Below are 22,825 nucleotides of genomic sequence, written 5' to 3' on the forward strand. Positions count from 1 at the left end.
GGGCAATCGCCGTGATGGAGCGCGTCATGACTGTTCCTTTGTGCCAAAGGTCGGATAACGGTGCAGCCCGAGGCGAACAAGTGGCTGGCAGTGCCCCGGCGATTGACCGTTTTTCGGAGATTCCCTCTCCGGCAACCTGGGCTCCAAAACAGACGACCGCTGTCGCGTGATCGGTCCGGTCGATCACTGTGCTGAAGAATGGATGTTTGGCGCAAGTCATTCCCTGCGCCAATTGCAGCCACCCTGCACGGGATGTGCAGCCAGACGGCGAAAGCCGTTTGGGAATCAAGGGAATCCAGATGAAGAAATCGATTAGTCGCCGCGCACTGGCGGCGGTGCTGCTTACCACCATTTCAGCCGAAGCGTTTGTCGGCGTCGCCGCTGCCCAGACGCTGCCGCTCGCCGCGACTCAGGCCGAAAAGCGCATGACCACCGCGCCGGCACCGGTCAGCGCAGGCAAGCCCGCCCTGGCGCAATCGGGCGTCGCCGGCACCGTCGAAGCCAAGGGTGGCGGCAGCAGCGCCGCAGCGCCGCAGATGACCCGCGATAATGGCGCGCCGATCGGCGAAAACCGGCATTCGCTGGCGGCGGGCGATCTTGGCCCCGTCCTCCTCGAAGACACCACGCTGATCGAAAAGCTGGCGCGCTTCGATCGTGAGCGCGTGCCCGAGCGCGTCGTTCATGCCCGTGGCACCGGCGCGCACGGCGTGTTCACCGCCACCGCCGATCTTTCGGACATCACCAGCGCGTCGCTGTTCGCGGCAGGCAAGGAAACGCCGGTGTTCGTCCGCTTTTCGACGGTGATCCACCCGTCGGGCAGCCCCGAAGGCATGCGCGACCCGCGCGGTTTTGCGACGAAATTCTACACCGATCAGGGCAATTGGGATCTGGTGGGCAATAATCTGCCGATCTTCTTCATCCGCGACGCCATCCAGTTTCCTGACATGATCCATGCGCTCAAGCCGTCGCCGGTGACGAACAAGCAGGACCCGAACCGCTTTTTCGACTTCTTCTCGGCAACGCCCGAAGCCACCAACATGCTCGCGCATGTCTATTCGAACCTCGGCACGCCTGCATCCTATCGCACGATGGATGGCAATGGCGTCCATGCCTTCAAGTTGGTGAACGCGGCTGGCGAGACGGTATTCGCCAAGTTCCGCTGGATCAGCCGCCAAGGCGTGCGCAACCTGAACGGGGCGCAGATTTCGACGGCATCGTGGAATTATCTCACCGACGACCTTTATGGTGAAATCGCCAAGGGCAATTTCCCCGCCTGGGATTTGATGGTGCAGACGATGAAGGCGTCGGATTTCGCCGGGCTGGATTACAACCCGTTCGACGATACCAAGGAATGGCTCGATGTCCCGTTCCGCAAGATCGGCGAGATGACGCTGAACAAGGTGCCGACCAACTTCTTCGAATTCACCGAACAGTCGGCGTTCGCGCCAGCTAACATGGTGCCGGGGATCGAAGCCTCGCCCGACCGGATGCTGCAGGGCCGGCTGTTTTCCTATTCGGATACCCAGCGTCACCGCATCGGTGCCAATGTGATGCAGCTTCCGGTCAATCGGCCGCTGGCACCCGTGTCGAACAACAATCAGGACGGGCAGCTCGATCAGGCGGTTCGCACTTCGGACGTGAACTACTTCCCCGCAGCCACCGCCGCGAAGGCGACCGACGCGCGCTTCCGGGCATCGACCTATGCCGTCGATGCGGTGGTGGATGCCAAGCCGATCGCCAAGACGAACAACTTCGAACAGGCCGGCATTTTCTATCGGGCGCTCAAGCCGCAGGACAGGGCTGACCTGGTCACCAACCTGGCCGGCGACCTCAACATCGTGACATCGGCGCGTACCAAGACGATCATGGTCAGCTATTTCTATCAGGCGGACCAGGATTTTGGCACGAAGCTGGCAGCAGCGACGAAGGTGCCGATGGCACAGGTGTCGCAGGCCGTGGCCGAATATCGCGCGGCCAATCCGGATCAGAATCCGCGCTGATCCCGCCTTTCGGGGGCCGTCACGGGCGGCCCCCGATCGCTCCCCCGCCTCTAGTTATCGGATGAACCATGTCATTTCTTCTGGCTGCGCTGCTTGCCGGCACGCTGACCCAAGCCGCCCCTGCCGCAGCGCCCGTATCGCAGTCGCCCTCCACGACCGCCGCCCTGCCCTCGCCCGAACGGCGTCAGCAATTGCTGTTCGAAGCAGCCCGGCTTGGCCGAACCGACATGATCGCGCTGCTGGCCGATGCGGGCACTGACCTGAACGCCTATGATTCACGCGGCTTCACCCCGCTAATCCTGGCGGCGTATAATGGCCAGCTTGCCGCCGTCGATGCGCTCATCGCCAAGGGCGCAGATGTGTGCCGTCCGGATCAGACCCAGGGAAACACCGCGCTGATGGGCGCGGCGTTCAAGGGCGAGGACGCGATTGCCGCGCGGCTGCTCAAGGGCGGCTGCGACGTGAACGCGCGCAATCACGCGGGCCAGACGGCGCTGATGATGGCGGCGTTGTTCGATCGTGGCCGACAGGTGGAGATGCTGCTAGCCGCAGGTGCCGATCGATCGATTCAAGACGCGGCCGGGCGCTCGGCTAGCTCGGTAGCGGCGGCACAGGGTAACCTGCCGATGGCCGCGCGGGTCGATCCTTAAGCGGCTTGGGCGACGCGCGCGGTCGCGGAAGGAACCGGCTGCGCGCGCCCGATGCGCCTTAGTTTCTCTGGCTGTCGGCGACCGCCATGCTCCCCGTCTCGACCGTACACAGCACGGCATCGACCATCCGCATGATCACCGCGCGTGCCGCCTCGCAATCGAGATACTCGTCCTCGCGCAACCTGCGCCAGCAATGGAAGCTCAGCGCCAGATGCAGTGCGATCGCCAATGGCCGGTCGGCATTTACTGCATCTGGCAGGATCGCCGACAAGGTCGTCCATTCCAACTGCAACTGCCGCCGATAGTCCTTCATGAGGACGTCCGAATTAAACCGTCGCAGATCGGCAGCGGCGCGAAACGGCAGCAATTCTTCATAGATTTTCCACCGCCGATCGGCGATTTCGCGCACGCGCCCCTGCCAGTCGGCAGCCTCTAGCGGGCGGATTAGGATCGGCATGACGCGATCCTCGACCCGCTCGGTCACCTCGCGATAGATTTCCTCCATGTCGCGGAAATGGCGGAACACCGTCCGCTGGCCGACGCGCGCGACGACTGCGACCTGATCGGCGGTGGGCGACAGGTTACCGTCGCGGATCAGCGTCACCATCGCATCGATAATCGCGGCACGGCTGGCCTTGCTGCGTTCGCGCCGGCCGTCGGGGACAGGGTCGGCGACCGGAGCGGCGCGCGTGACTGACCTTGGTTTCGCCATGTGACTCTCTTTTGGACGGCAACAATTCGAATTAGCCCGGTAGCCTGTTTGCGGTGCCGCTGCCAAAACAATTCGCCGTCCATTCGCTTTCCCGGCAGCATGCCAAATTGGCGTTATAGCTGCCGATTTATAGGCTGGCCGGGCCTGTCCTGCATCTGCCGCTCATGGGCTGTGCATATGTCTGGGCGCTACTCCCGCCGGCGCGTTCGCATCATCTATATGGCACTGCAAGCTTCGACCGCTATCCTCGCTCAAACCACCTGCGACGCTCTTCATACGTCGCGCGCGTTCGGGGCGAACTGCCGATAAGCCAGCAACAAGATCGCGATCATCGCCGCCTCGATCAGCATCGGCTCCAACGTCGTGGCAACGAAACCGTCGATTATGATGCTCACGATCCGGCCCGACAGCGCGGTCCCCAACAGCAGCAATGGCACCAGCAGCGGCGCGCGTTGCAGTCGCCAGGCACCAACCAGTGCAAATACCGCCCCGCACAGAAAGAAGGCCGAGAAATCAGCGCGCATCGTCGCCATCCCCTGCGCGCCGATCGGCACGATGCTGAACGACTGGGCCAGCCGGCCCGGCGCGAACAGAAATACAAGGCCGAGCGCGAAGTTGAACGCGCCCACGCCGCCCACCAGAATTCTCGCAAGCATTCGCATTCGTCGCCCCTCCGCTCCCGCGTGCTGCCGTCCAGCCGCAACGAAAGTTATGACACTTTACCTGCCGACACAATGCTCGTATCACGACACAGGATCGGGAGAGAATATGTGAGATGGCGCGCGCAGCCATGAAACGCCGAGTCTCGCCATGGCCGATCCTGATCGCGGCCTGGTGCCTTGCCCCCGCCCCGGTTACCGCCGCGCCCCGCCGCCCCAATATCGTGATCCTGCTCGCCGACGATTGGGGGTTCACCGACGTCGGCAGCTTCGGCAGCGAAATTCGCACGCCCAACATCGATGCACTCGCCGCACGCGGGGTGCGCTTCTCCAATTTTCATGTCGCCGGCTCGTGCTCGCCGACGCGCGCGATGCTCCAGACCGGGGTTCGCAATCACCGTGCGGGACTTGGCAACATGCCCGAGACGATCCCGCCCGAACATGTCGGCAAGCCGGGCTATGATACCGTGCTCAACGACCGTGTGGTGACGATCGCACAGCTGCTGCGCGATCAGGGGTATCGCACCTATTTCACCGGCAAATGGCACCTAGGCAAGACGCCGACCAAGCTGCCGCACGCGCGCGGCTATGATCGCGCCTTTGCGCTGGCCGATGCGGGCGCGGATAATTTCGAACAGAAGCCGATCATCGGCATGTACGACAAGGCCGACTGGACCGAGGACGGACGCCCCGCGACCTTGCCGCCGGACTATTATTCCTCGACCTTCATCGTCAACAAGGCGGTTTCCTATATCGACAGCGGGCATGGCAGCGGTCGACCCTTCTTCGCCTCGATCAATTTCCTTGCCAACCACATCCCGGTGCAAGCGCCCGACGCCTATCTGCAACGCTATCGCGACACTTATCGCGCGGGGTGGGACGCTCTGCGTTCGGCACGGCGCGCGCGCGCGGTCGCGCTCGGGATTATTTCGGGCGATGCCGCGATGGTGCGGATGGAGACCAGCGCGCGCTGGCAACCGTCGATCGAAGCGTCCGCCGCAATGACCGCCTATGCCGCGATGGCGGAAGCCGCCGATCACGAAATCGGCCGGCTCGTCGCGCACCTCAAGGCGACGGGTGCCTATGACCACACCGTCTTTGTCTTCCTGTCGGACAATGGCCCCGAACCGCTCGACCCGCGCACTCGCCTGATCAACCGTCTGTTTCTTTCTGCCAATTATGATTTCACCCCCGAACATGCCGGGCAGCGCGGCACATTGACCTCGATCGGGCCGAGCTGGGCAAGCGCCGCCGCAGCGCCGCTGCGCGGCTATAAATTCTCCGCCGCCGAGGGCGGGTTGCGCGTCCCGTTGGTGATCGCCTGGCCGGCCAATCGCGCGATCCGTGGCGGGCGGATCGCGCACGGTTTCACCGACGTTACCGACATCGCCCCGACATTGCTCGCGCTGGCGGGGGTGCCCCTACCCGGACCACGGTATCGCGGGCGCATGATCGAGCCGATGACCGGGCGCAGCCTGGTGCCGCTGCTCGAAGGCAAGGCCGCGACGATTCATCCCGACGATCAGCCGATCGGCTACGAACTTTCGGGCAATGCTGCCTTGTTCAAGGGCCGCTACAAGCTGGTCAAAAACCTGCCGCCGACCGGCGATGGCGGCTGGCACCTATACGACATCGTCGCCGATCCCGGCGAAACGCGCGACCTGACCGCCGCCGACCCGGCGCGCGCGCGAACGATGCGCGCCGACTATGCCGCCTTTGCCGCACGCGACGGCGTGTTGCCGATGCCCGCCGGCTACACCGCCGCCGGCCAGATCAACGCCAATGCCTTTGACACCGTGGCACGCCCCAAACTCGAACGGGCGGCACCATTTGCGGCCTTGGCGCTGTTGGTGCTGTTGGCGGGTGCGCTTGGCTGGCGATTGCGCCGCCGCCGCGCAAGGCGGCGATGAACGGCGGATCGGACCGCGAGAGCACCTCAACGGCGCGCGAGCCCCGCCTGCTCCAGCCGCCATTTGAGCTGGTCAAACCGGTCCTGGCCAAAGAACGGCTCGCCCGCGAACACCATCAGCGGCACGCCATAATGCCCTCCCACGCGCTGCGCATCCTGGCTGGCCTTGATCGCCGAATCGAGCCGTTCATGCTCGGCGGCAACGACGCGATCCATCTCGGTCAGCTCCAGCCCAGCACGCGCAGCTGCATGCGTGAGATGATCGCCCTCGTGCCATTGATCAACGCTTCCGTCCCAAATCACCCGGCTCACCTCGTCGATGAAAGCCAGGCCGCACCCGCGCTCTGCCGCCAATTGGCCCAGCTGGCTGAGGCGATGGATGTGCGGTTGTTGCGCCGGATAGGTGCGGGTCGCGAAATCCATCACCACCGGATCGGGCACCGGCCAGCGGATCGGGATGCCCAGAAACTCGCCCGTGCGAACGATGTCGCGCATCAGGTAGCTGACCCACAACGGATCGAGGTGCGCGAAGAAATCGGCCTGCCGCACCGCGATCGGATAGACGATCCGCACGTTGCAGCGAACATCATATGCCGCTTCCAGCGCGACCAGCCGCTGGGTCACCAAATAGGAATAAGGCGAGCGGAACGACCAATAGAGATCGAAGGTGAGGGTCAAACCCCACTGCCCTGGGTTTTGATGTTGAGTTGCCCGGCAAGGCCGGCAACGCGATGCACGCTGATCGCCTGATAGTCGGGATGCTCGACCATCGCGCGCATCGCCGCGAGCGAAGGATAATGTGCGAGCGCGACCGAATCCCACAACTCGCCGACTTCGCCCAGCAGCAGCCCGGTCACCCGCCCGACATAGCCGGGCGTTGCCCCTACCCGTTCGAGATGCGCGCGCACCGCCACGCCATAGCGCATATAGGCCTCGACACCGGTCAGGTGGGCGTCGGCGCCATCGGGATATTCGGCCCAAGGTTTGAACTTCAGCAGGTTGATCATGACGAATGGCCCTTCGTCGCCCGTCAAGAAGGCGGCGGCCTGTTCGGCGCTTGGCATCACCGCGTTGACGACGATCATGGCGTGGCTCCGGTTGCCGCGATGAACGAGAGGATCGTTCGAACGATTTCGTCGGGCTTGTCTTCCTGAAGGAAATGCCCCGCCTCGGCGATGGTGACATGCGGTTGGCCCGCCGCACCGGCGATGCGCGCCTGCATAACCAGGTCGCCACCCGCAGTAACCGGGTCGCGATCACTGAAGCAGGTCAGCACCGGCCGCGCGAAGCCCTCGAGCACGGTCCACGCCGCCTTGTTCTCGGCAACCGAAGCATGGTCGGGCGTGATCGGCACCAGCGCGGGAAACTGCCGAGCGCCGGCTTTGAAGCTGTCGTCGGGGAACGGGGCGTCATACGCGGCGATCTCCGCCGGCGTCAGCCCGCGCACCGTGCCGCCGCTGACGATATGACCGATCGGGAAAACCGCGCTCGATTGGCTGAAGTTCAGCCACGCCTTGAAGCCCTCGCCCGCCGGTGCGCCTGTCGGCAGGCCGGTATTGGCGATGACCAGGCGCGAAAAGCGATCCGGAAATGCAGCGACCAGCCGCAGGCCGATCAAGCCGCCCCAATCCTGACAGAATAAGGTGATGTCGCGCAGATCGAGCGCTTCGAGCCAGGTCCGCATCCAGGCGACATGACGCTCATAGGTATAATCGCCGCGCTCGGCAGGCTTATCCGACTTGCCGAAGCCGATCAGGTCGGGCGCAACCACGCGGTGCCCCGCCGCGACCAACGGCGGCACGAAATCGCGATAGAGATAGGACCAGCTCGGCTCGCCGTGGAGCAGCAATATCGGCGCTGCCTCCCGCGGACCTTCATCGACATAATGCAGGCGAAGCTCGGGGCAGCCGTCGATCGCGACCGGGCAATAATGCGGGGCAAACGGATAGGCCGTCAGCGCGCCGAAGCTGGCATCGGGCGTTCGCAACACCTGCATCGTCATCTCCTATATTGGCAGCATGTGTGTCATAATGCCGCCGACAGGTCAACGGGCGGGGGGCGGCGATTGTCGACCAGACGAAAGCCAATATGATCGGTGCCGAGCCCGCGTTCCTGAAATTGGCGCGCCGCCGGGCGATACCGCGCGCAATAATTCGCCGCGCACAGATAGGATCCGCCCTTGATGACGCGCAGGTCGCCGCTCGCGTCGGCGGCGTTCCGGGTCCATTCCCAGACATTGCCGATCATGTCGTACAGGCCGTATCGATTGGCGGGAAAGCAGCCCACGGGGGCCCGCCCGACATAGCCGTCGGTCGCAAGGTTCCGCACCGGGAATACGCCCTGATAATAGTTGGCGGCGGGGGCGCCATCGCGGCCAACCGGCTCGGGCACCACCGCTTCGCCGCCTCGGGCGGCATATTCCCACTGCGCCTCGGTCGGCAAGTCCTTGCCCGCCCAGCGCGCATAGGCGAGCGCGTCGTCATACGCGATCTGAACAACGGGGTCGCGATCATGGCCGGCGATCGATTCGCCCGGCCCCGAGGGGTGCCGCCACTGCGCGCCCACCATCCAGCGCCACCATCGCGGGTCGGCCTCACTCGGCACCCCGAACACCGCCGATCCCGGCACGCGCATTTCCGGCGGCGCATCGGCAAGCACCGGCGGCGCACGCTCGGCCAGCGTGCGATAGCCCGTAGCGCGCACGAACGCCGCGAATTGCGCATTGGTCACTTCATGCGGATCGATCCAGAACCCTGCCACCTCGGTCGAACGCAGCGGCCCCTCCTCGGGATACCGCGCATCCTCACCCATCGCGAAGCGACCGCCGGCGATCCAGCGCATTTGAGCATCGGGCTGCGTGGCGCACCCGTCGGCCGGACTTTGTGCGATGTCGGGCGAGCGGTTGCATGCCCCAACGAACAGCAAGGCAAATAGGTACGCCGATCGCCTCATTGCCGCTCCCCCCGCCACATTCATTGCATCGAACACGGCACGGGCTGCGCTGCAACGCTATTGTGGCGCATCGCCGACTGCCAACGCCCGATGGCTTCAGGGTTTTATCTTGGAGGTTACCGATTGCAGTTGCATTGCGGCGGCCATGTCGCCTTCGACCTTGAGCTTGCCGAGCATGAACGCCGCCGTGCCGTTGAGCGAGCCATCCGCCAGCGCCAGGAAATTGCTGAACGATACTTTGATCGTGGTGTCGGCAGGGCCGTCATCATTGGTCACGCTCCTGGCAATCCCGTCGAGCAGAATATGGCCCTCCTCACCGAAATCGAGCCTCACCCGCTTGCCCGGAACGACCGCTTCATTGCTGGCCATGACATGGGTAACCTCAGCGACAGTCGGCATCGAACGCCTCCTTTTTAATGGCAGCTTTCATGTCATAATAAACTGGCATCGGGTGCGGTCAAGTGGCTTTGCGCCGCCGCCTGGAGGGCAAGGTTTTCAGCATCGGGCACTGTGGACAGCCTTTGCCGCGCGCGTTGACTCAAATGGGCAAGTCCGCGATAATATATTGGCATATAATACGCCAATTATGTCGCAGCGTCGATCGGCGCATCGGAAGGGGGAAGTATGGCTGAAAGTCATGGAAGCGCGCCGATGCGCGTCGCACGCAGCTTGAGTCCGCGGGCATGAGCCGCAGGCTCTGGTGGCTTGCGCTGGCCGCAGCTCTGGTCGCCGGAGGCTATGCCCTGTTCCAGCAGTATAAAATCTATCTCCCCGGTATCATCAGCGAATGGCGCAGGCCCATCGCCGCAAACCAGCCGGTCACCTGGGCCAGCGGCCCTGCGACGCGGGTGGCGACCGCCCGGCGACCGCCCAATGTGATCCTGATCGTGGCCGACGACCTCGGCATCAACGACATCAGCCTGGACGGCGGCGGCGTCGGCGGCGGTGCGGTCAAGACGCCGAATATCGACGCGCTCGCGGCCCAAGGGGTCAACTTCACCACCGCTTACGCCGCCAATGCAACCTGCTCGCCATCGCGCGCCGCGCTGATGACGGGGCGGTACCCCACGCGCTACGGCTTTGAATTCACTGCCGTTCCCGCAGTGTTCGCCGGCGCGGTGGCACATAGCGACCAGGGCAATTCGCCCTACCCGATCATTTTCCACGACGAACTCAGCAAAAACGTCATCGACTATCCCTTGCAGGGCGTACCCGCGAGCGAGATCACGATCGCGCAACTGCTGAAAGCGCGGGGCTATCATACGCTGCACATCGGCAAATGGCATCTCGGCGAGGCCGACGCCCTGGCCCCGCATGCGCGCGGCTTCGATGAAACGCTCGGCTTCCGCTCGGGCGGCAGCAAATATCTGCATCAAAACGATCCCGCGAGCGTGAACGCGAAACTGCCCTTGGACCCGATCGATCGGTTCCTGTGGCCCAATCTTCCCTACGCGGTCCAGTTCAACAATGGTCAGCGGTTCGAGCCCGACCGGCATATGACCGACTATCTGACCGACAACGCCCTGGCCGCGATCGAGGCGAACCGGAATCGGCCCTTCTTCCTCTATCTGGCGTACAACGCACCCCATACCCCGCTACAGGCGACCCAGGGCGATTACGACGCGCTACCGATGATCAAGGATCACACGACGCGCGTCTATGGCGCGATGATCCGCCAGATGGATCGGCGAATCGGCGATGTGATGACAAAGCTCAAATCGCTCGGCATCGACGACGATACGCTCGTCATCTTCACCAGCGATAATGGCGCTGCCTGGTACAATGGCATCCCCGACCTCAACAAGCCGTATCGCGGCTGGAAAGCGACCTTCTTCGAAGGTGGGATCCGGGTGCCGCTGCTGATGCGCTGGCCGGGCAAGATCGCACCGGCGACGCAATCGACCACCAGGGCCAGCCATCTCGACATGTTCGCGACAATCGCCGCCGTGGCGGGCTCGCCGATGCCGCGCGACCGCGTGATGGATTCGAACGATGTGCTGGCGGGCATCGTCCCCGGCACGCCGCCGACCACCGCCACCGGCCCTTTATTCTGGCGCTCGGGCGAATATCGCGCGGTGCGCGATGGCGACTGGAAGCTGCAAATCACCGCGCGGCCCGAAAAGGCGTATCTATTCAACCTGGCGGCCGATCCGCACGAACGCCGCAACCTCGCCTCGCGCGACCCGGCGCGGGTGGCGCAACTGCGCGCCAAGATCGCAGCCCATAATCGGGGCATGGCCAAGCCGTTATGGCCCGGCCTGATCGAGACGCCGGTGCGGATCGACGTGCCGCTAAACGCACCCTGGTCGCGCGATCAGGCGTATATCTATTGGACGAATTAGCGCCGGTCGGGCTTCCCGCCTCGCTCCAACCGCGCGATCAGAACTGTCGCCGCACTGTCAAGCCATAGGTGCGCGGCTCGGCATAATTGCCTCCGCGTGCCTGCCCAATGCCGCCGGGACCGCCCGCCGCACCCGGCGTGCCGCGCAACGCCATGTTGAAGGTGATGCTGCGCGTGAATGCATCGGTCAGGTTGTTCCCCCATAGCTCGACCCGCCAAAGACCATCGGCGCGACCCAGACCGGCGCGCATGTCGAGCTTCACATTGCTGTCCTGGATGTCGAACGCGGCGGGTATGCTGGTGCCGACGATCACTGCCTGGGTCGATGTGCGTCGATCCGATTCGAGCCTTGCCGACCCGCTAAACCCGATCGTCAGATTGCGGCCGATCGGCTGGCGATGATCGAACCCGGTGATCACGGCATGGCGCGGCGCGTTGATCAGGCTTTGGCCGCATAGCGACGTCACGTTCACCGCAGTCAGCGCGCCGGCACAGTCGCTGGGGAAGCGCGCATTGGTGTAGGTATAGGAGCCGTTGACGGTCAGCCGGGGCGAAACCCGTGCCATCAGCTCGATCTCGCCCCCGGTGCTGCGCGCCTTTGGCACGTTGAAGGTGGTGAACTGAATCCCGGTGAATTCGAGCACTTGCAACCCGAACAACCGCGCATCGAACAACGCGAAATTGGCGGTAAAGCTTCGGCCCAACCGCAATTTCAACCCGATTTCATAGGCGTCGACGGTCTCGGAATCGAAGCGAGGATCGGCCCCGGCGATGCCTGCCGACGGGTCGAGGTTGAAGCCGCCCGACTTATACCCGTGGGTGAAGCTGGCATAGCTGTTGACCGCCTCGCTGATCGTCCAGATCAGCTTGGCGGTGTAATTGAGCGAATCGTCCTGGAAGACCAGATCATAGGTCACCGGCGTCGGCGGCCCCGACGCGGTACCCGCCCCCGCCAGATTGGCCCGGGTGGCAAACGGGAAGCAGGCAAGCGAAATGGCGGCATTGCGCGCAGCAGCGGGAAGCGCAGCGCCGATCGGGCTGGTCAGCGTCGCCCCACACGCCGACGAGCGCGCCGAAAGCTGCGAGAAAACGCCCTCCTTGCGATCGTTCGAATAACGCAGGCCGACATTGACCGCGACGCGATCGGTCAGCTTGAGCGTCTCATTGGTGAAGATCGACCAATTACGCCCCTTCTGAGTGAAGAGATTATTGGCAAAGTCGCCCGTCGCATTGACGTTCTGCGCCAGCACCAGCGCGGGATTCGGCCCCAACGCCGTGATCCCAATCGCGCGTAGCAACACACTGTTATAGCGTTGGTAATCGCTGCCCAGCGTCAGCGATTGCAGCTCGTCGATCGTCTCGTCGAGATAATAGGCACCCACCAACAGCTTGAGCCGATCCTCCCACACCGCACCGCTCAGCCGTATCTCCTGCGAAAAGGTCGTGATGCGCGAGCTTACCTGTTGCGCTGCGCCGGTCGCCGTCGCGCCGGTATCCGAAGTCGACAGAACCTTCAGGCTGGTAAAGTCGCTGTTCGCAACGGGTGTATTATCTGACCAGCGATAGGCGGTGATCGCGGTCAGTTTGATGTCGCCCAGCCGCCAATCCAATTGGCCCGTCGTTCCCCATTGCTCCAGGCGATCGCGCTGATCCTCGCTATTTCCCAGCCGGGCGTCGATCGCCGCCTGGCCGCTGATCGGCACCCCGCCATCGGCAGGCAAGCCGACTTGCGTGTACAGCCCGCGCCGGACGAAGCTGGTATCCTGCACGATGATCGGTTCGCAGCAATGCTCGTCCGATTTGGCATAATCGCCGACCAGGCGGAAACTCAGATCGTCATTGGGCTGCCAAAGCAACTGCCCACGCACGACATATCGGTTGCGGTCTCCACTGGTCGGCCCGGCGGTGCTGCCGATATAGCCGTCACGCTCACGATAGGCACCCGACAGGCGGACGCCCAGCGTGTCGCGGACGATCGGCACCGACATGCCCGCCTGCACATTGAACAGTTCGTAATTGCCACCGGTCGTGCTGGCGAAACCCTCGACCCTGGCAAGATTGGGCGCGGCGGTCGTGATGTTGAGCGCGCCGGCCGACGTGTTGCGCCCGAACAGCGTTCCCTGCGGCCCGCGCAATATCTCGACCTGCTGGACATCGAGCAAGTCCCCCAGCGCGATACCGGAACGGCTGAGATAGACGCCGTCGATAAATATCCCGACCGCGCTTTCGAGCCCGGTGTTGTTGCCGGTGGTCCCGACGCCGCGGATCCGGATCGTCGTGCCGCTGCTCTGCGAATTGGCGCTGGTCAGGTTGAAGCTCGCCGACAATGCCTCGAGCGTCCGCAGATCGTTGATCCCCGATCGCTCCAATTGCTCGGCAGTAATTGCGGTCACCGCGATCGGCACGCTTTGCAGCGTCTGCCGCTCGAGCTGCGCGGTGACGATGATGTCGTCAGCAGGCAGATCGTCGTCCAGGACAGTCTGCGCGGCAGCCGGAACGATTGCAAAAAAGGCAGCCCAACTGGCGCCGCAAAGCGGACCAACTTTCATACACCCCTCCCCTGATCATGCCATATATTGGCACTGTATATGCCATAAGGTACCCGATTTACCATGATTGGCAAGGGGCTGATATTCACAGGCACCGACCGGACATTGGCAACACTGCCCTTCCGGCCGACAGGCCGATCTGAATGTTGATAAACGCCCGCGACAGCACCGTTTGGACCATTATGTGGCGGTTCGCGGCGCGGGCGACGCCGATTGCACCGCGTAATTGAGCCTTGCAAGCACGCAAAAATCTCTCAATAAGAGACGGTATATCATTACTTTCTAGTGGGCAGTATTTATGGCATCCTCTTTGGCCTCGCATATCCCGGTCACCGTGCTCACCGGCTATCTCGGCGCGGGCAAGACGACGCTCCTCAACCGCATCCTAAGCGAAAATCACGGGCGCAAATATGCGGTCATCGTCAACGAATTTGGCGAGATCGGCATCGATAACGATCTGATCGTCGATGCCGACGAGGAAGTGTTCGAAATGAACAACGGCTGCATCTGCTGCACCGTTCGCGGCGACCTGATCCGCATCATCGAAGGGTTGATGAAGCGCAAGGACGACTTCGACGCGATCATCATAGAAACCACCGGCCTCGCCGATCCTGCCCCGGTCGCACAGACATTCTTCGTCGATGACGAGGTGCGCGCGCGCGCCAGCCTCGATGCGATCGTCACGGTGGTCGATGCGCGCCACGTACTGGCCCGGCTGGAAGACAGCCACGAGGCCGAGGAGCAGATTGCCTTTGCCGATGTGATCCTGCTCAACAAAATCGATCTGGTAGACGCCCAGGAACTGGAACAAGTGCGCCAACGCATCCGTGCGATCAACGGACAGGCCAAGCTGCATGAGACTCAGAACTGCGTCGTTCCGCTCGAAGAAGTGATGGAGCGCGGAGCCTTCGACCTCGATCGCATTCTCGAAATCGAGCCCAACTTCCTGTCCGAAGACGATCATGAGCATGATGATTCAATCACTTCGGTATCGCTGACGTCCGACGCGCCGATCCGCCCCGAATTGTTCATGCCATGGCTGCGGATTCTGACCACAACGCAGGGGCAGGATATTCTGCGGCTCAAGGGGGTGCTGGCATTTCCCGACGAAGAGCAGCGTTACGTGGTGCAGGGCGTCCACATGCTGCTCGACGGCGATCATCAGCGCGCCTGGAAAGCCGATGAGGAACGGGTCAGCCGCATGGTATTCATTGGCCGAAACCTCGATTCAGCAGCGTTGCGGCTGGGTTTCAACGCTTGCGCCGCGCGCGCCAGCCAATGATCGCGATCGCCGAGAAGGACGCGCTGGTCCACCGCCATGGACGGCATTGGAACGTCGATGCCGAGCCGACCGCGCTATTGTGGCTAGGCGAAGTGATGGCGGCAACACTGGGCGACGGCAGCATCCGCTGGATCGGTGACCAGGGCGAAACCTTGGCGGTACAGTCACATGACGGTGCCATCCTGTCGGCCTGTCGCCACCCCGCTGGGGATTCGGTGGTCACCGGCGGCGATGATGGCCGCGTCTGCCGGGTGTTCCCCGACGGCAACGTCGTCGAGCTGGGCAGCTTTGCGCGCAAATGGGTCGACCATCTCGTCGCCAGCCCGGCCTCGGGTCTTATCGTTGCGGGCATCGGGCGCGAGGCTGTGGCCTGGACCAGGGGCAGCGATAGCCCATCGCATCGCTACCCTGTCGAATCCACGATCGGCGGCTTGGCGCTGGACGCCAAGGGCAGGCGGCTGGGCATCGCGCATTATAACGGGGCCACGCTGGTCTATGGCGGCAACCCCGATAGCGGCCGCATCGCGCTCAAATGGGTTGGCTCGCACATCGCCTGCACCATGAGTGCCGATGGCCGCTATCTGCTCACCGGGTTGCAGGAGACCGGCCTGCACGGCTGGCAGCTTCCCGACATGCGCGACATGCGGATGGAGGGCTATGCCGCCAAAACCCGCAGCTTTGCCTGGGATCGCAAGGGCAAATGGCTCGCCACCAGCGGCGACGCTGCGGCGATCCTCTGGCCCTTCGAAGGCAAGACCGGCTCGATCGGCAAACCGCCACTGCTGCGCGCCCGGCGCAAGGGGGCGCTTGTCACCCGCGTTGCGTTCCATCCGCGCGATGATCTTCTGGCGGTCGGGTATAATGATGGGGTGGTCACGCTGGCACGATTAGGGGACGAGAATGTCCTGCTGATCGACGAAGCCACCGTCGGCTCCATCACCGCCATGACGTGGAACGACACCGGCACCCGGCTGGGCTGGGGCGGCGATACCGGGCGGGTTGGCGTGCTGGATATGGAAACGCGGGCGTGAAAAACCCCTGTGTCGACATTTGCCGGTTCGACGGGCGCACCGGTTGGTGCGTCGCCTGTGGCCGGTCGCTCGCCGAATGCCGGGAATGGAAAAAGGCCCCACGCCCGCGCCTGATGGCGATCAGTAGGACGCTGCCAAGCCGGCTGAGCAAGCTGGCCGAACGCGGCATCCGGGTATTCGGGAAAGAAGCATGATCGAATTATCGGTGCTCTGGCTGATGTTCGTCCTGGGCCTGCGGCATGGGCTGGATCCCGATCATGTCGCGGTGATCGACAATATCGTGTTCCGCACCGTGGATCGGCGCCCCCAATTGGCGCTGTGGACGGGTACGCTGTTTGCCCTGGGCCATAGCTTTTCGGTCGCGTCGGTGGCGGTAGGCGTCTCCTTGGCCGCGGGTGCTTTCTCGATGCCGGGATGGGTTGCCGGGCTTGTCGATGGTGCCGTAGTGGCGCTGTTGCTGGTGGTCGGCACCCTGAACCTGCGCGCGCTGTTGCGACAAGGCGACTATACCCCGGTGGGGTGGCGAACGCATCTGATCCCGCAACGGCTGCGAAACAGCACCCATCCTGCTGCCGTAATCGCGATCGGGGTGATCTTCGGGCTGGTATTCGATACCGCCACCCAGGCGGCTGCCTGGGGTGCCGCGGCAACCGCCAAGGGCGGGACCACCGCCGCGCTCGCAATCGCGCTTAGCTTTGCTGCGGGCATGTTGCTTGCCGACACGCTCGACAGCCAGATTGTCGGCAGGCTGTTGCGAAAAGCCGGGCGTTCGACAGCGGCGATCCGCCGCTACCGACGCGGGGTCGGTTGGCTGGTGGTGTGGCTCAGCTACGGCATGGCAGGCTATGCCATTCTCGGCGCACTCGGCACCGAAATAGCCCTGTCCGACGCTGCCTTTTCGCTGCTCGGCTTGGGCGCGGCGGCAAGCGTAATGGTGTTTCTGGCCATGGGTCGCTGGCTGGCACGCCGCGCGGCGAAACCGTTGCCCGTCCGCCAAAGCCCGTGATGCCCGCCGACCGATAAAGGCCGATCACCAAATTGTCGTTGGCAGAAATCAGCCACCGCCCCCTCGGACGATGGCCGCTGGTCGCGCCGCCGCCTAGCTTACCGCCTCGATCACCGCAGCGCGCAGTTCGGGAATCCCCATCCCGCCTTCGCTCGACGTCACCAGAATGTCGGGATGCGCCGCCGGGCGCTTGCGCACTTCCTCGATCGTGCGTTCGGTTACCTCGGCCAGCTCGCTCGCCTTCACCTTGTCGGCCTTGGTCAGCACGATGCGATAGCTGACCGCCGCGGCATCGAGCATCTTGAGGATGTCGCGATCGACGTCCTTGATGCCGTGGCGCGAATCGATGAGCAACAGGCTGCGCTTGAGTGCCTGCCGCCCGCGCAGGAAATCATTCACCAGGAAGCGCCATTTGCGCACCACGTCCTTGGGTGCCTTGGCAAAGCCATAGCCCGGCATGTCGACCAGCCGGAACGCCAGCGGCTCGCCAACGTCAAAGAAGTTCAGCTCCTGCGTCCGCCCCGGCGTGTTCGACGTGCGCGCCAGGCCGTTGCGGTTGGTCAGCGCGTTGAGCAGCGACGATTTACCGACATTCGATCGCCCGGCAAACGCCACCTCAGGCACCACCGGCTCGGGCATATGCTCCAGCGCCGGGGCCGAGCGCAGGAAGGCGATCGGCCCTGAGAAGATTTTCCGCGCCGCCTCGATCGCGTCGTCGTCGAACGGCGACGTCACTTGGCAGGGGCCGTCTTGAGCGCCGGATGCTGGCGATACAGCCACCATTGTTGCGCCATCGTCAGCACGTTCGACGTGATCCAATACACCTGCAAGCCCACCGCAAACGGTGCCATCACGAACATCAGCATCCACGGCATGATCGCAAAGACCTGCTTTTGCACTTCGTCCATCGGCGCGGGATTGAGCTTGAACTGGAAGTACATCGAAATGCCCAGCAGGATCGGCACGACGCCGATCGCGATGAAGCTCGGCGGGCTGAACGCCAGCAACCCGAACAGGTTGAGCGGGGTCAGCGGATCGGGTGCCGACAAATCCTTGATCCAGCCGACGAACGGCTGATGCCGCATTTCGATCGTCAGGATCAGCACCTTGTACAGCGCGAACATGATCGGGATCTGCAACACCATCGGCAGGCAGCCCGCCAGTGGATTGACCTTCTCGGTCTTGTACAGCGCCATCATCTCCTGCTGGAGCTTGGGCTTGTCTTCCTTATGCTTCTCTTGCAGCGCCTTCAGCTTGGGCTGGATCGCGCGCATGCTCGCCATCGACGCGAACTGCTTTTGCGCGATCGGGAACAGCAGCAGCCGGATGGTCAGCGTCAGCAGGATGATGGCGATGCCGAAATTGCCGATCAGCCGGAACAGCCAGTCGAGATAATAAAAGATCGGCTTTTCGATGATTCGGAACCAGCCCCAGTCGATCGCCTTGTCGAACTGGATGATGCCCAGGTCGGCTTCATAGCGGTCGATCAACCGCACTTCCTTTGCCCCGGCAAAGAAGCGCGCGGTCTGGGTCGTCGTGCGTCCGGGGGCGACGTTGACCGCATCGCGCTGGGCATAATCGGCCTGGAACTGGCCATTGGCACCCGATCGCAATTGCAGTTCGACCGGCACCTTCTGATCGGGCACCATCGCGGTCAGCCAATATTGGTCGGTAAAGCCCGCCCAGCCGCCGGTGGTGGGATAGCGGGTCGCCTCCTCGGCTACTTCGTCATAATCGCGATACACCGCGCTGCCGTCGCGCACCGCCATCGGCCCGACATGCGCGACCCATTGATCGACATCGGTCGATGCGCCGCGCCGGCTGAGATAGCCATAAGGCGTCACCGCGATCGGCGCCTGGCCGCCATTGGCGACCGTCTGGCGCGCGGTGAACATATAATCCTGGTCGACCGACAGCTCGATGCGGAAGCGCTGCCCCTGCCCATTATCGGCGTCGAGCGTTACCGGGCGGCCGGGTGCCAGCACATCGCCGGTCGCGCGCCACACCGTGTCGGCGTCGGGCGCGGCAAACCCGCTCGATCGCCAGCCGAAACCGGCGAAATAGGCATCGGCGCTCCCCGCCGGCGACAGCAGCCGGATCGGCGGCGAATCCTTGGCGATGGTCTCGTCATATTGCTTGAGCACCAGATCGTCGATCCGGGCACCCTTCAGGTTGATCGAACCCGACAGCTTGGGCGTGTCGATCCGCACCCGTGGCGATTCGGCGATCACCGCGTCGCGGTTGCGGATTGCCGTGCCGGTATCGGCGGCGGGATCAGCCTTTGGATTGGGAAGGACGGTGGTCTTGCCCCCCGCGATCTTGGTCACCGGCGGATTGGCGGTGGGGAAGAAATATCCCGACACCATCGGAAACCCGAACAAGATGAACGCCGCGAGTATCGCGAAGATCGCGAAATTCTTCTGGTCTTCCTTCACGAAACTTCCCCGTTCGGAGCTTCAGGGAACCGGATCATATCCGTGCCCGCCCCATGGATGACAGCGCGCAATGCGCCGTGCGGCCAACCAGCCGCCTTTGATTGCGCCATAGCGGCCAATCGCCTCGATTGCATAGGCCGAACAGCTTGGCGCGTAACGACAGGTCGGCGGCAAAATGCGCGAAGGCCCGATTTGCCATCCGCGCGCGATCAGGATGAGGATGCGCGCGATCATGCTCAGCGCGCCGCCACTAAAAGGTCGTCACCCCGGCGAAACCAGCCGTCACCCCGGCGAAAGCCGGGGCCCAGAGCCGCAAACGCTGCACTTCGATCGTAGGAAACCCCGGCATCCGCCGGCGCAACGGCAGCGACAAACATCACCGCCGCACCTTGGCACAAGCCTTGGCCAGCTCCCGCACCAGATCGGCATAGGGCCGTTCGATCCCAGAATGCCGCCCGATCAGCACATGATCGGCACCCGCCAGCCCATGTTCGGGCAGCACGTCGCGCGCAAGCATGCGAAAACGCCGCTTCATCCGGTTGCGGACAACGGCGTTTCCCACTTTTTTCGATACGGTAATGCCGATCCGTTTCGCCGGATCGGCGTCACCCCGCGCGCGCACCAGCAGCACGAAGCCCGGCATCGGCGCGCGTTTCCCCTGATTCGCCGCGAGATACTCGCGGCGCAGGGTCATGCGTGTCAGGCCGACAGCTTCTTGCGGCCGCGCGCCCGGCGCGCCCGGACGATCTTGCGGCCCGCTGCCGTCGCCATCCGTGCAAAGAAGCCGTGCCGGCGCGTCCGCACCAGGTTGCTCGGCTGAAAAGTCCGCTTCATCGGTCATTCCCTTGGCATCTGTAAGCTAGAGCGCGCACCGACATGGCCGCGTCTAAAACGTAAAATGGCCGCCACAGGGACGGCCTTGTGAGGCGCGCCATACGCCGATGACGGTTTCAAGTCAACGTCGGCCAGGGATGCGGTGCCCGGTTCCATCGCTTCCGAAACCCGCTATGCCTTATGGTTAAGGGGGACGTCACGCATGGTCGCGATCGTATCGACAGTGGCCTATCTGGGGCTGGAGGCGCGCGCTGTCGAGGTGCAGTGCAACCTTGTCGCCGGGCTGCCCGCCTTCATCGTCGTCGGCCTGGCTGACAAGGCGGTGGGCGAAAGCCGCGAACGGGTGCGCGGCGCGATCGCCGCGATCGGCCTTGCCCTGCCGCCAAAGCGAATCACCGTGAACCTTTCGCCTGCCGATCTGCCCAAGGAGGGATCGCATTACGACCTGCCCATCGCGCTGGCGCTGCTCGGCGCGATGGGGGTGATCGATGCCGAGACGCTGGCCGATTATGTCGTCGTCGGCGAATTGGGCCTCGACGGGCGAATCGCTCCCTCCCCCGGCGTCATGCTCGCGGCGCTGCATGCTTCCGAAACCGGCAAGGGGCTGGTGTGCCCCGCCGCGCAAGGGTCCGAAGCCGCCTGGGCCGGATCGATCGAAGTGGTCGCCGCAACCGACCTGATCGGGCTGCTCAACCATTTCAAGGGCAACCAGTTGCTCCCCGCCCCGCGCCCCGGCGAGATCGACGATCCGGTCATCGGCCCCGACCTGGCGCAGGTAAAGGGCCAGGAAACCGCCAAGCGCGCGCTCGAAATCACCGCCGCCGGCGGCCATAATCTGCTGATGGTCGGCCCGCCGGGCGCGGGCAAATCGCTGATGGCGGCGTGTCTGCCCGGCATCCTCCCCCCGCTCGACGCCGCCGAAGCACTCGAAGTCTCGATGGTCCAATCGGTCGCGGGCACGCTCACCAACGGCAAGCTCACCCGCAACCGCCCTTTCCGCAGCCCGCATCATTCGGCATCGATGGCAGCGCTCACCGGCGGCGGGCTGAAGGTGAAGCCCGGCGAGGTCAGCCTCGCGCATCTCGGCATCCTCTTCCTCGACGAGCTCCCCGAATTTCAGCGCGCCGTCCTCGATTCGCTGCGCCAGCCGTTGGAGACCGGCACCGTCAGTGTCGCGCGCGCCAACGCCCATGTCACCTTCCCCGCGCGGGTTCAGCTCGTGGCGGCGATGAACCCCTGCCGCTGCGGCCATCTCGGCGACCCCGCGCTCGCCTGCGCCCGCGCGCCCAAATGCGCCGCCGATTATCAGGCCAAGGTATCGGGGCCGTTGCTCGACCGGATCGACCTGCACGTCGAAGTATCCGCCGTCACCGCCGCCGACCTGATCCTGCCGCCCCCTGCCGAAGGATCGGCGCAAGTCGCCGCCCGAGTCGCCGCCGCCCGCGCGATACAGGCGGCGCGCTACGCCGGCACCACCACGCGCACCAACGCCCAAGTCGAAGGCCGCCCCCTCGAAGCCGTCGCCACCCCCGACGAAGCCGGCCGCAAATTGCTGGCCCAGGCCGCCGAATCGATGCGCATGTCCGCGCGCGGCTACACCCGCGTCCTGCGCGTCGCGCGCACCATCGCCGATCTGGCGGGCGTCGAAACGGTGGGGCGGCTGCACATTGCCGAGGCGCTGAGTTATCGGCGCAGGGGGCCGCTGAATTGAGGGGGGGCGAAGCTCGCGGCGGATTTGAGGGAGATGGGGCGGCAGGTATCGCCCATTTGCGGACGTTGACAGGGCGTACCAACGCAATAGGTTCGCTGGCGTGACTGACTTGAAGCGACTCCGCACCTTGGCTGCAAAACTCATCAAGGTATTGGCTTTTATGGCCGCCGGCGCGCTGTTCTTCACGTGGTATATCGAGTGGCGCAGCGCAGTTGTCGGTGCCGAAATGCGAGGCTACGAGCGGACCCTCAAAGCAATCGTCTACGGTTTGCTAATAGCGTACCATGCAATCCGATTTGACGATCGCTCCCAAACGCAAGACTTAAAGGACATCTCACCGCGGTGGAGTGGGGCGCTGGTCGCGTTACTAACGGGCTTGGCTGCGACAACCTACGCCGCATTGCCATCTGGCCTGAACAGTCTGCCACTTTCTGCGATAATATTTGCTGGCACGTTGATTGCAGTCATTGCCATCTGGCGGTTCGCAACGGCGCACGCAGATGAGATCGGGGAGGTTCGCTTCAAGCGCTGACAGGCTTTCAGTGATCGCCCGAACGACCGCTTTCCACCACTTCGCGCCACTACATCTACCGAGCACGCACGATCACAACGCCCGGAACCAAACCCCGCTGTCCTACAACCCCGCGCTTTGATACGCATGCCGCATGAACACGCCCGCCCCATCCACCTCCGGCATCGCCTTCCGCCACGCGGGGAAGGGCGATCCGGGGGGTACGTAGTGTAGCTTTTGTAG

Annotated in this window: 23 protein-coding genes; 10 read left to right on the top strand and 13 right to left on the bottom strand. The window is 63.9% G+C overall.

Annotated features, from left to right (window positions below):
- Window positions 1-299: 299 nt before the first annotated feature.
- Together QU44_RS14800 and QU44_RS14805 are read left to right on the top strand one after the other, a co-directional pair.
- Window positions 300-2,000: a catalase gene (locus QU44_RS14800; RefSeq protein WP_081988081.1), complete on the top strand. Its 1,701-nt coding sequence runs from the start codon at window positions 300-302 to the stop codon at window positions 1,998-2,000.
- Between the two features lie 68 nt (window positions 2,001-2,068).
- Window positions 2,069-2,650, top strand: a complete 582-nt coding sequence (locus QU44_RS14805; protein WP_081988082.1) for an ankyrin repeat domain-containing protein — start codon at window positions 2,069-2,071, stop codon at window positions 2,648-2,650.
- Window positions 2,651-2,708: 58 nt separating this feature from the next.
- Here QU44_RS14805 and QU44_RS14810 read toward each other — a convergent pair whose 3' ends face one another.
- On the bottom strand, window positions 2,709-3,362 hold the full coding sequence (locus QU44_RS14810; RefSeq protein ID WP_052134909.1) for a TetR/AcrR family transcriptional regulator: 654 nt from the start codon (window positions 3,360-3,362) through the stop codon (window positions 2,709-2,711).
- Window positions 3,363-3,634: 272 nt separating this feature from the next.
- Entirely contained in the window at window positions 3,635-4,024 is a 390-nt protein-coding gene (locus tag QU44_RS14815) for a hypothetical protein (RefSeq protein ID WP_033923158.1), read from the bottom strand.
- 128 nt (window positions 4,025-4,152) lie between these two features.
- Here QU44_RS14815 and QU44_RS14820 point away from each other — a divergent pair, with 128 nt between their 5' ends.
- Window positions 4,153-5,931: a sulfatase-like hydrolase/transferase gene (locus QU44_RS14820; protein WP_033923178.1), complete on the top strand. Its 1,779-nt coding sequence runs from the start codon at window positions 4,153-4,155 to the stop codon at window positions 5,929-5,931.
- A gap of 26 nt (window positions 5,932-5,957) precedes the next feature.
- On the opposite strand, the gene QU44_RS14825 is transcribed toward QU44_RS14820, so the two are convergent.
- The 5 genes from QU44_RS14825 to QU44_RS14845 all read right to left on the bottom strand — a co-directional run bounded on the left by QU44_RS14825 (window position 5,958) and on the right by QU44_RS14845 (window position 9,281).
- Window positions 5,958-6,608, bottom strand: a complete 651-nt coding sequence (locus tag QU44_RS14825) for a 2-hydroxychromene-2-carboxylate isomerase (protein ID WP_033923159.1) — start codon at window positions 6,606-6,608, stop codon at window positions 5,958-5,960.
- The gene (locus QU44_RS14830) at window positions 6,605-7,015 is read right to left on the bottom strand and encodes a DUF1330 domain-containing protein (protein WP_033923160.1); all 411 of its coding nucleotides are present in this window, start codon (window positions 7,013-7,015) and stop codon (window positions 6,605-6,607) included. Before QU44_RS14830 ends, QU44_RS14825 begins: the two co-directional genes overlap by 4 nt.
- On the bottom strand, window positions 7,012-7,926 hold the full coding sequence (locus QU44_RS14835) for a haloalkane dehalogenase (RefSeq protein WP_033923179.1): 915 nt from the start codon (window positions 7,924-7,926) through the stop codon (window positions 7,012-7,014). Before QU44_RS14835 ends, QU44_RS14830 begins: the two co-directional genes overlap by 4 nt.
- Before the next feature lie 29 nt (window positions 7,927-7,955).
- The gene (locus tag QU44_RS14840; RefSeq protein WP_033923161.1) at window positions 7,956-8,882 is read right to left on the bottom strand and encodes a formylglycine-generating enzyme family protein; all 927 of its coding nucleotides are present in this window, start codon (window positions 8,880-8,882) and stop codon (window positions 7,956-7,958) included.
- Window positions 8,883-8,978: 96 nt separating this feature from the next.
- A complete protein-coding gene (locus QU44_RS14845; protein WP_033923163.1) occupies window positions 8,979-9,281 on the bottom strand; it encodes an SCP2 sterol-binding domain-containing protein in 303 nt (100 codons plus the stop codon).
- A 284-nt stretch (window positions 9,282-9,565) separates the two neighbouring features.
- Between QU44_RS14845 and QU44_RS14850 the strand changes: the two genes are divergently transcribed.
- Window positions 9,566-11,224 (top strand): sulfatase-like hydrolase/transferase, encoded by a 1,659-nt coding sequence (locus tag QU44_RS14850; RefSeq protein WP_033923164.1) that lies wholly within the window; start codon window positions 9,566-9,568, stop codon window positions 11,222-11,224.
- A 37-nt stretch (window positions 11,225-11,261) separates the two neighbouring features.
- On the opposite strand, the gene QU44_RS14855 is transcribed toward QU44_RS14850, so the two are convergent.
- Window positions 11,262-13,772 carry a TonB-dependent receptor gene (locus QU44_RS14855; protein WP_052134911.1) on the bottom strand — a complete coding sequence of 837 codons (2,511 nt, stop codon included), beginning with the start codon at window positions 13,770-13,772 and terminating at the stop codon, window positions 11,262-11,264.
- A 298-nt stretch (window positions 13,773-14,070) separates the two neighbouring features.
- Here QU44_RS14855 and QU44_RS14860 point away from each other — a divergent pair, with 298 nt between their 5' ends.
- From QU44_RS14860 to QU44_RS14870, 4 genes are read left to right on the top strand one after another with little or no spacing between them, the layout of a single operon-like run.
- The gene (locus tag QU44_RS14860) at window positions 14,071-15,054 is read left to right on the top strand and encodes a CobW family GTP-binding protein (protein WP_033923165.1); all 984 of its coding nucleotides are present in this window, start codon (window positions 14,071-14,073) and stop codon (window positions 15,052-15,054) included.
- Window positions 15,051-16,085, top strand: coding sequence for a WD40 repeat domain-containing protein (locus QU44_RS14865; RefSeq protein ID WP_033923166.1), 1,035 nt, complete (start codon window positions 15,051-15,053; stop codon window positions 16,083-16,085). Before QU44_RS14860 ends, QU44_RS14865 begins: the two co-directional genes overlap by 4 nt.
- A complete protein-coding gene (locus tag QU44_RS17900; RefSeq protein ID WP_081988083.1) occupies window positions 16,082-16,279 on the top strand; it encodes a DUF1289 domain-containing protein in 198 nt (65 codons plus the stop codon). The genes QU44_RS14865 and QU44_RS17900 overlap by 4 nt, the downstream gene beginning before the upstream one ends.
- Window positions 16,276-17,091 (top strand): HoxN/HupN/NixA family nickel/cobalt transporter, encoded by an 816-nt coding sequence (locus QU44_RS14870; RefSeq protein ID WP_052134913.1) that lies wholly within the window; start codon window positions 16,276-16,278, stop codon window positions 17,089-17,091. Before QU44_RS17900 ends, QU44_RS14870 begins: the two co-directional genes overlap by 4 nt.
- Before the next feature lie 93 nt (window positions 17,092-17,184).
- On the opposite strand, the gene yihA is transcribed toward QU44_RS14870, so the two are convergent.
- The 5 genes from yihA to rpmH form a co-directional block, all read right to left on the bottom strand.
- Window positions 17,185-17,874, bottom strand: a complete 690-nt coding sequence (yihA, locus tag QU44_RS14875) for a ribosome biogenesis GTP-binding protein YihA/YsxC (RefSeq protein WP_081988084.1) — start codon at window positions 17,872-17,874, stop codon at window positions 17,185-17,187.
- Window positions 17,823-19,526 carry a membrane protein insertase YidC gene (gene yidC / locus QU44_RS14880; protein ID WP_033923169.1) on the bottom strand — a complete coding sequence of 568 codons (1,704 nt, stop codon included), beginning with the start codon at window positions 19,524-19,526 and terminating at the stop codon, window positions 17,823-17,825. Before yidC ends, yihA begins: the two co-directional genes overlap by 52 nt.
- Before the next feature lie 21 nt (window positions 19,527-19,547).
- Entirely contained in the window at window positions 19,548-19,760 is a 213-nt protein-coding gene (gene yidD, locus QU44_RS14885) for a membrane protein insertion efficiency factor YidD (protein WP_033923170.1), read from the bottom strand.
- A 142-nt stretch (window positions 19,761-19,902) separates the two neighbouring features.
- Complete coding sequence (rnpA, locus tag QU44_RS14890; RefSeq protein WP_081988085.1) at window positions 19,903-20,220, bottom strand: ribonuclease P protein component; 318 nt, start codon at window positions 20,218-20,220, stop codon at window positions 19,903-19,905.
- A gap of 5 nt (window positions 20,221-20,225) precedes the next feature.
- Window positions 20,226-20,360 carry a 50S ribosomal protein L34 gene (rpmH, locus tag QU44_RS17905; RefSeq protein ID WP_081988086.1) on the bottom strand — a complete coding sequence of 45 codons (135 nt, stop codon included), beginning with the start codon at window positions 20,358-20,360 and terminating at the stop codon, window positions 20,226-20,228.
- Between the two features lie 202 nt (window positions 20,361-20,562).
- On the opposite strand from rpmH, the gene QU44_RS14895 reads away from it, so the two are divergent.
- Entirely contained in the window at window positions 20,563-22,071 is a 1,509-nt protein-coding gene (locus tag QU44_RS14895; RefSeq protein ID WP_033923172.1) for a YifB family Mg chelatase-like AAA ATPase, read from the top strand.
- A gap of 100 nt (window positions 22,072-22,171) precedes the next feature.
- Window positions 22,172-22,603, top strand: coding sequence for a hypothetical protein (locus tag QU44_RS14900; RefSeq protein WP_033923173.1), 432 nt, complete (start codon window positions 22,172-22,174; stop codon window positions 22,601-22,603).
- Window positions 22,604-22,825 lie beyond the last annotated feature (222 nt).

The sequence above is a fragment of the Sphingomonas sp. 37zxx genome (genome assembly GCF_000786205.1).
Classification (GTDB): domain Bacteria; phylum Pseudomonadota; class Alphaproteobacteria; order Sphingomonadales; family Sphingomonadaceae; genus Sphingomonas.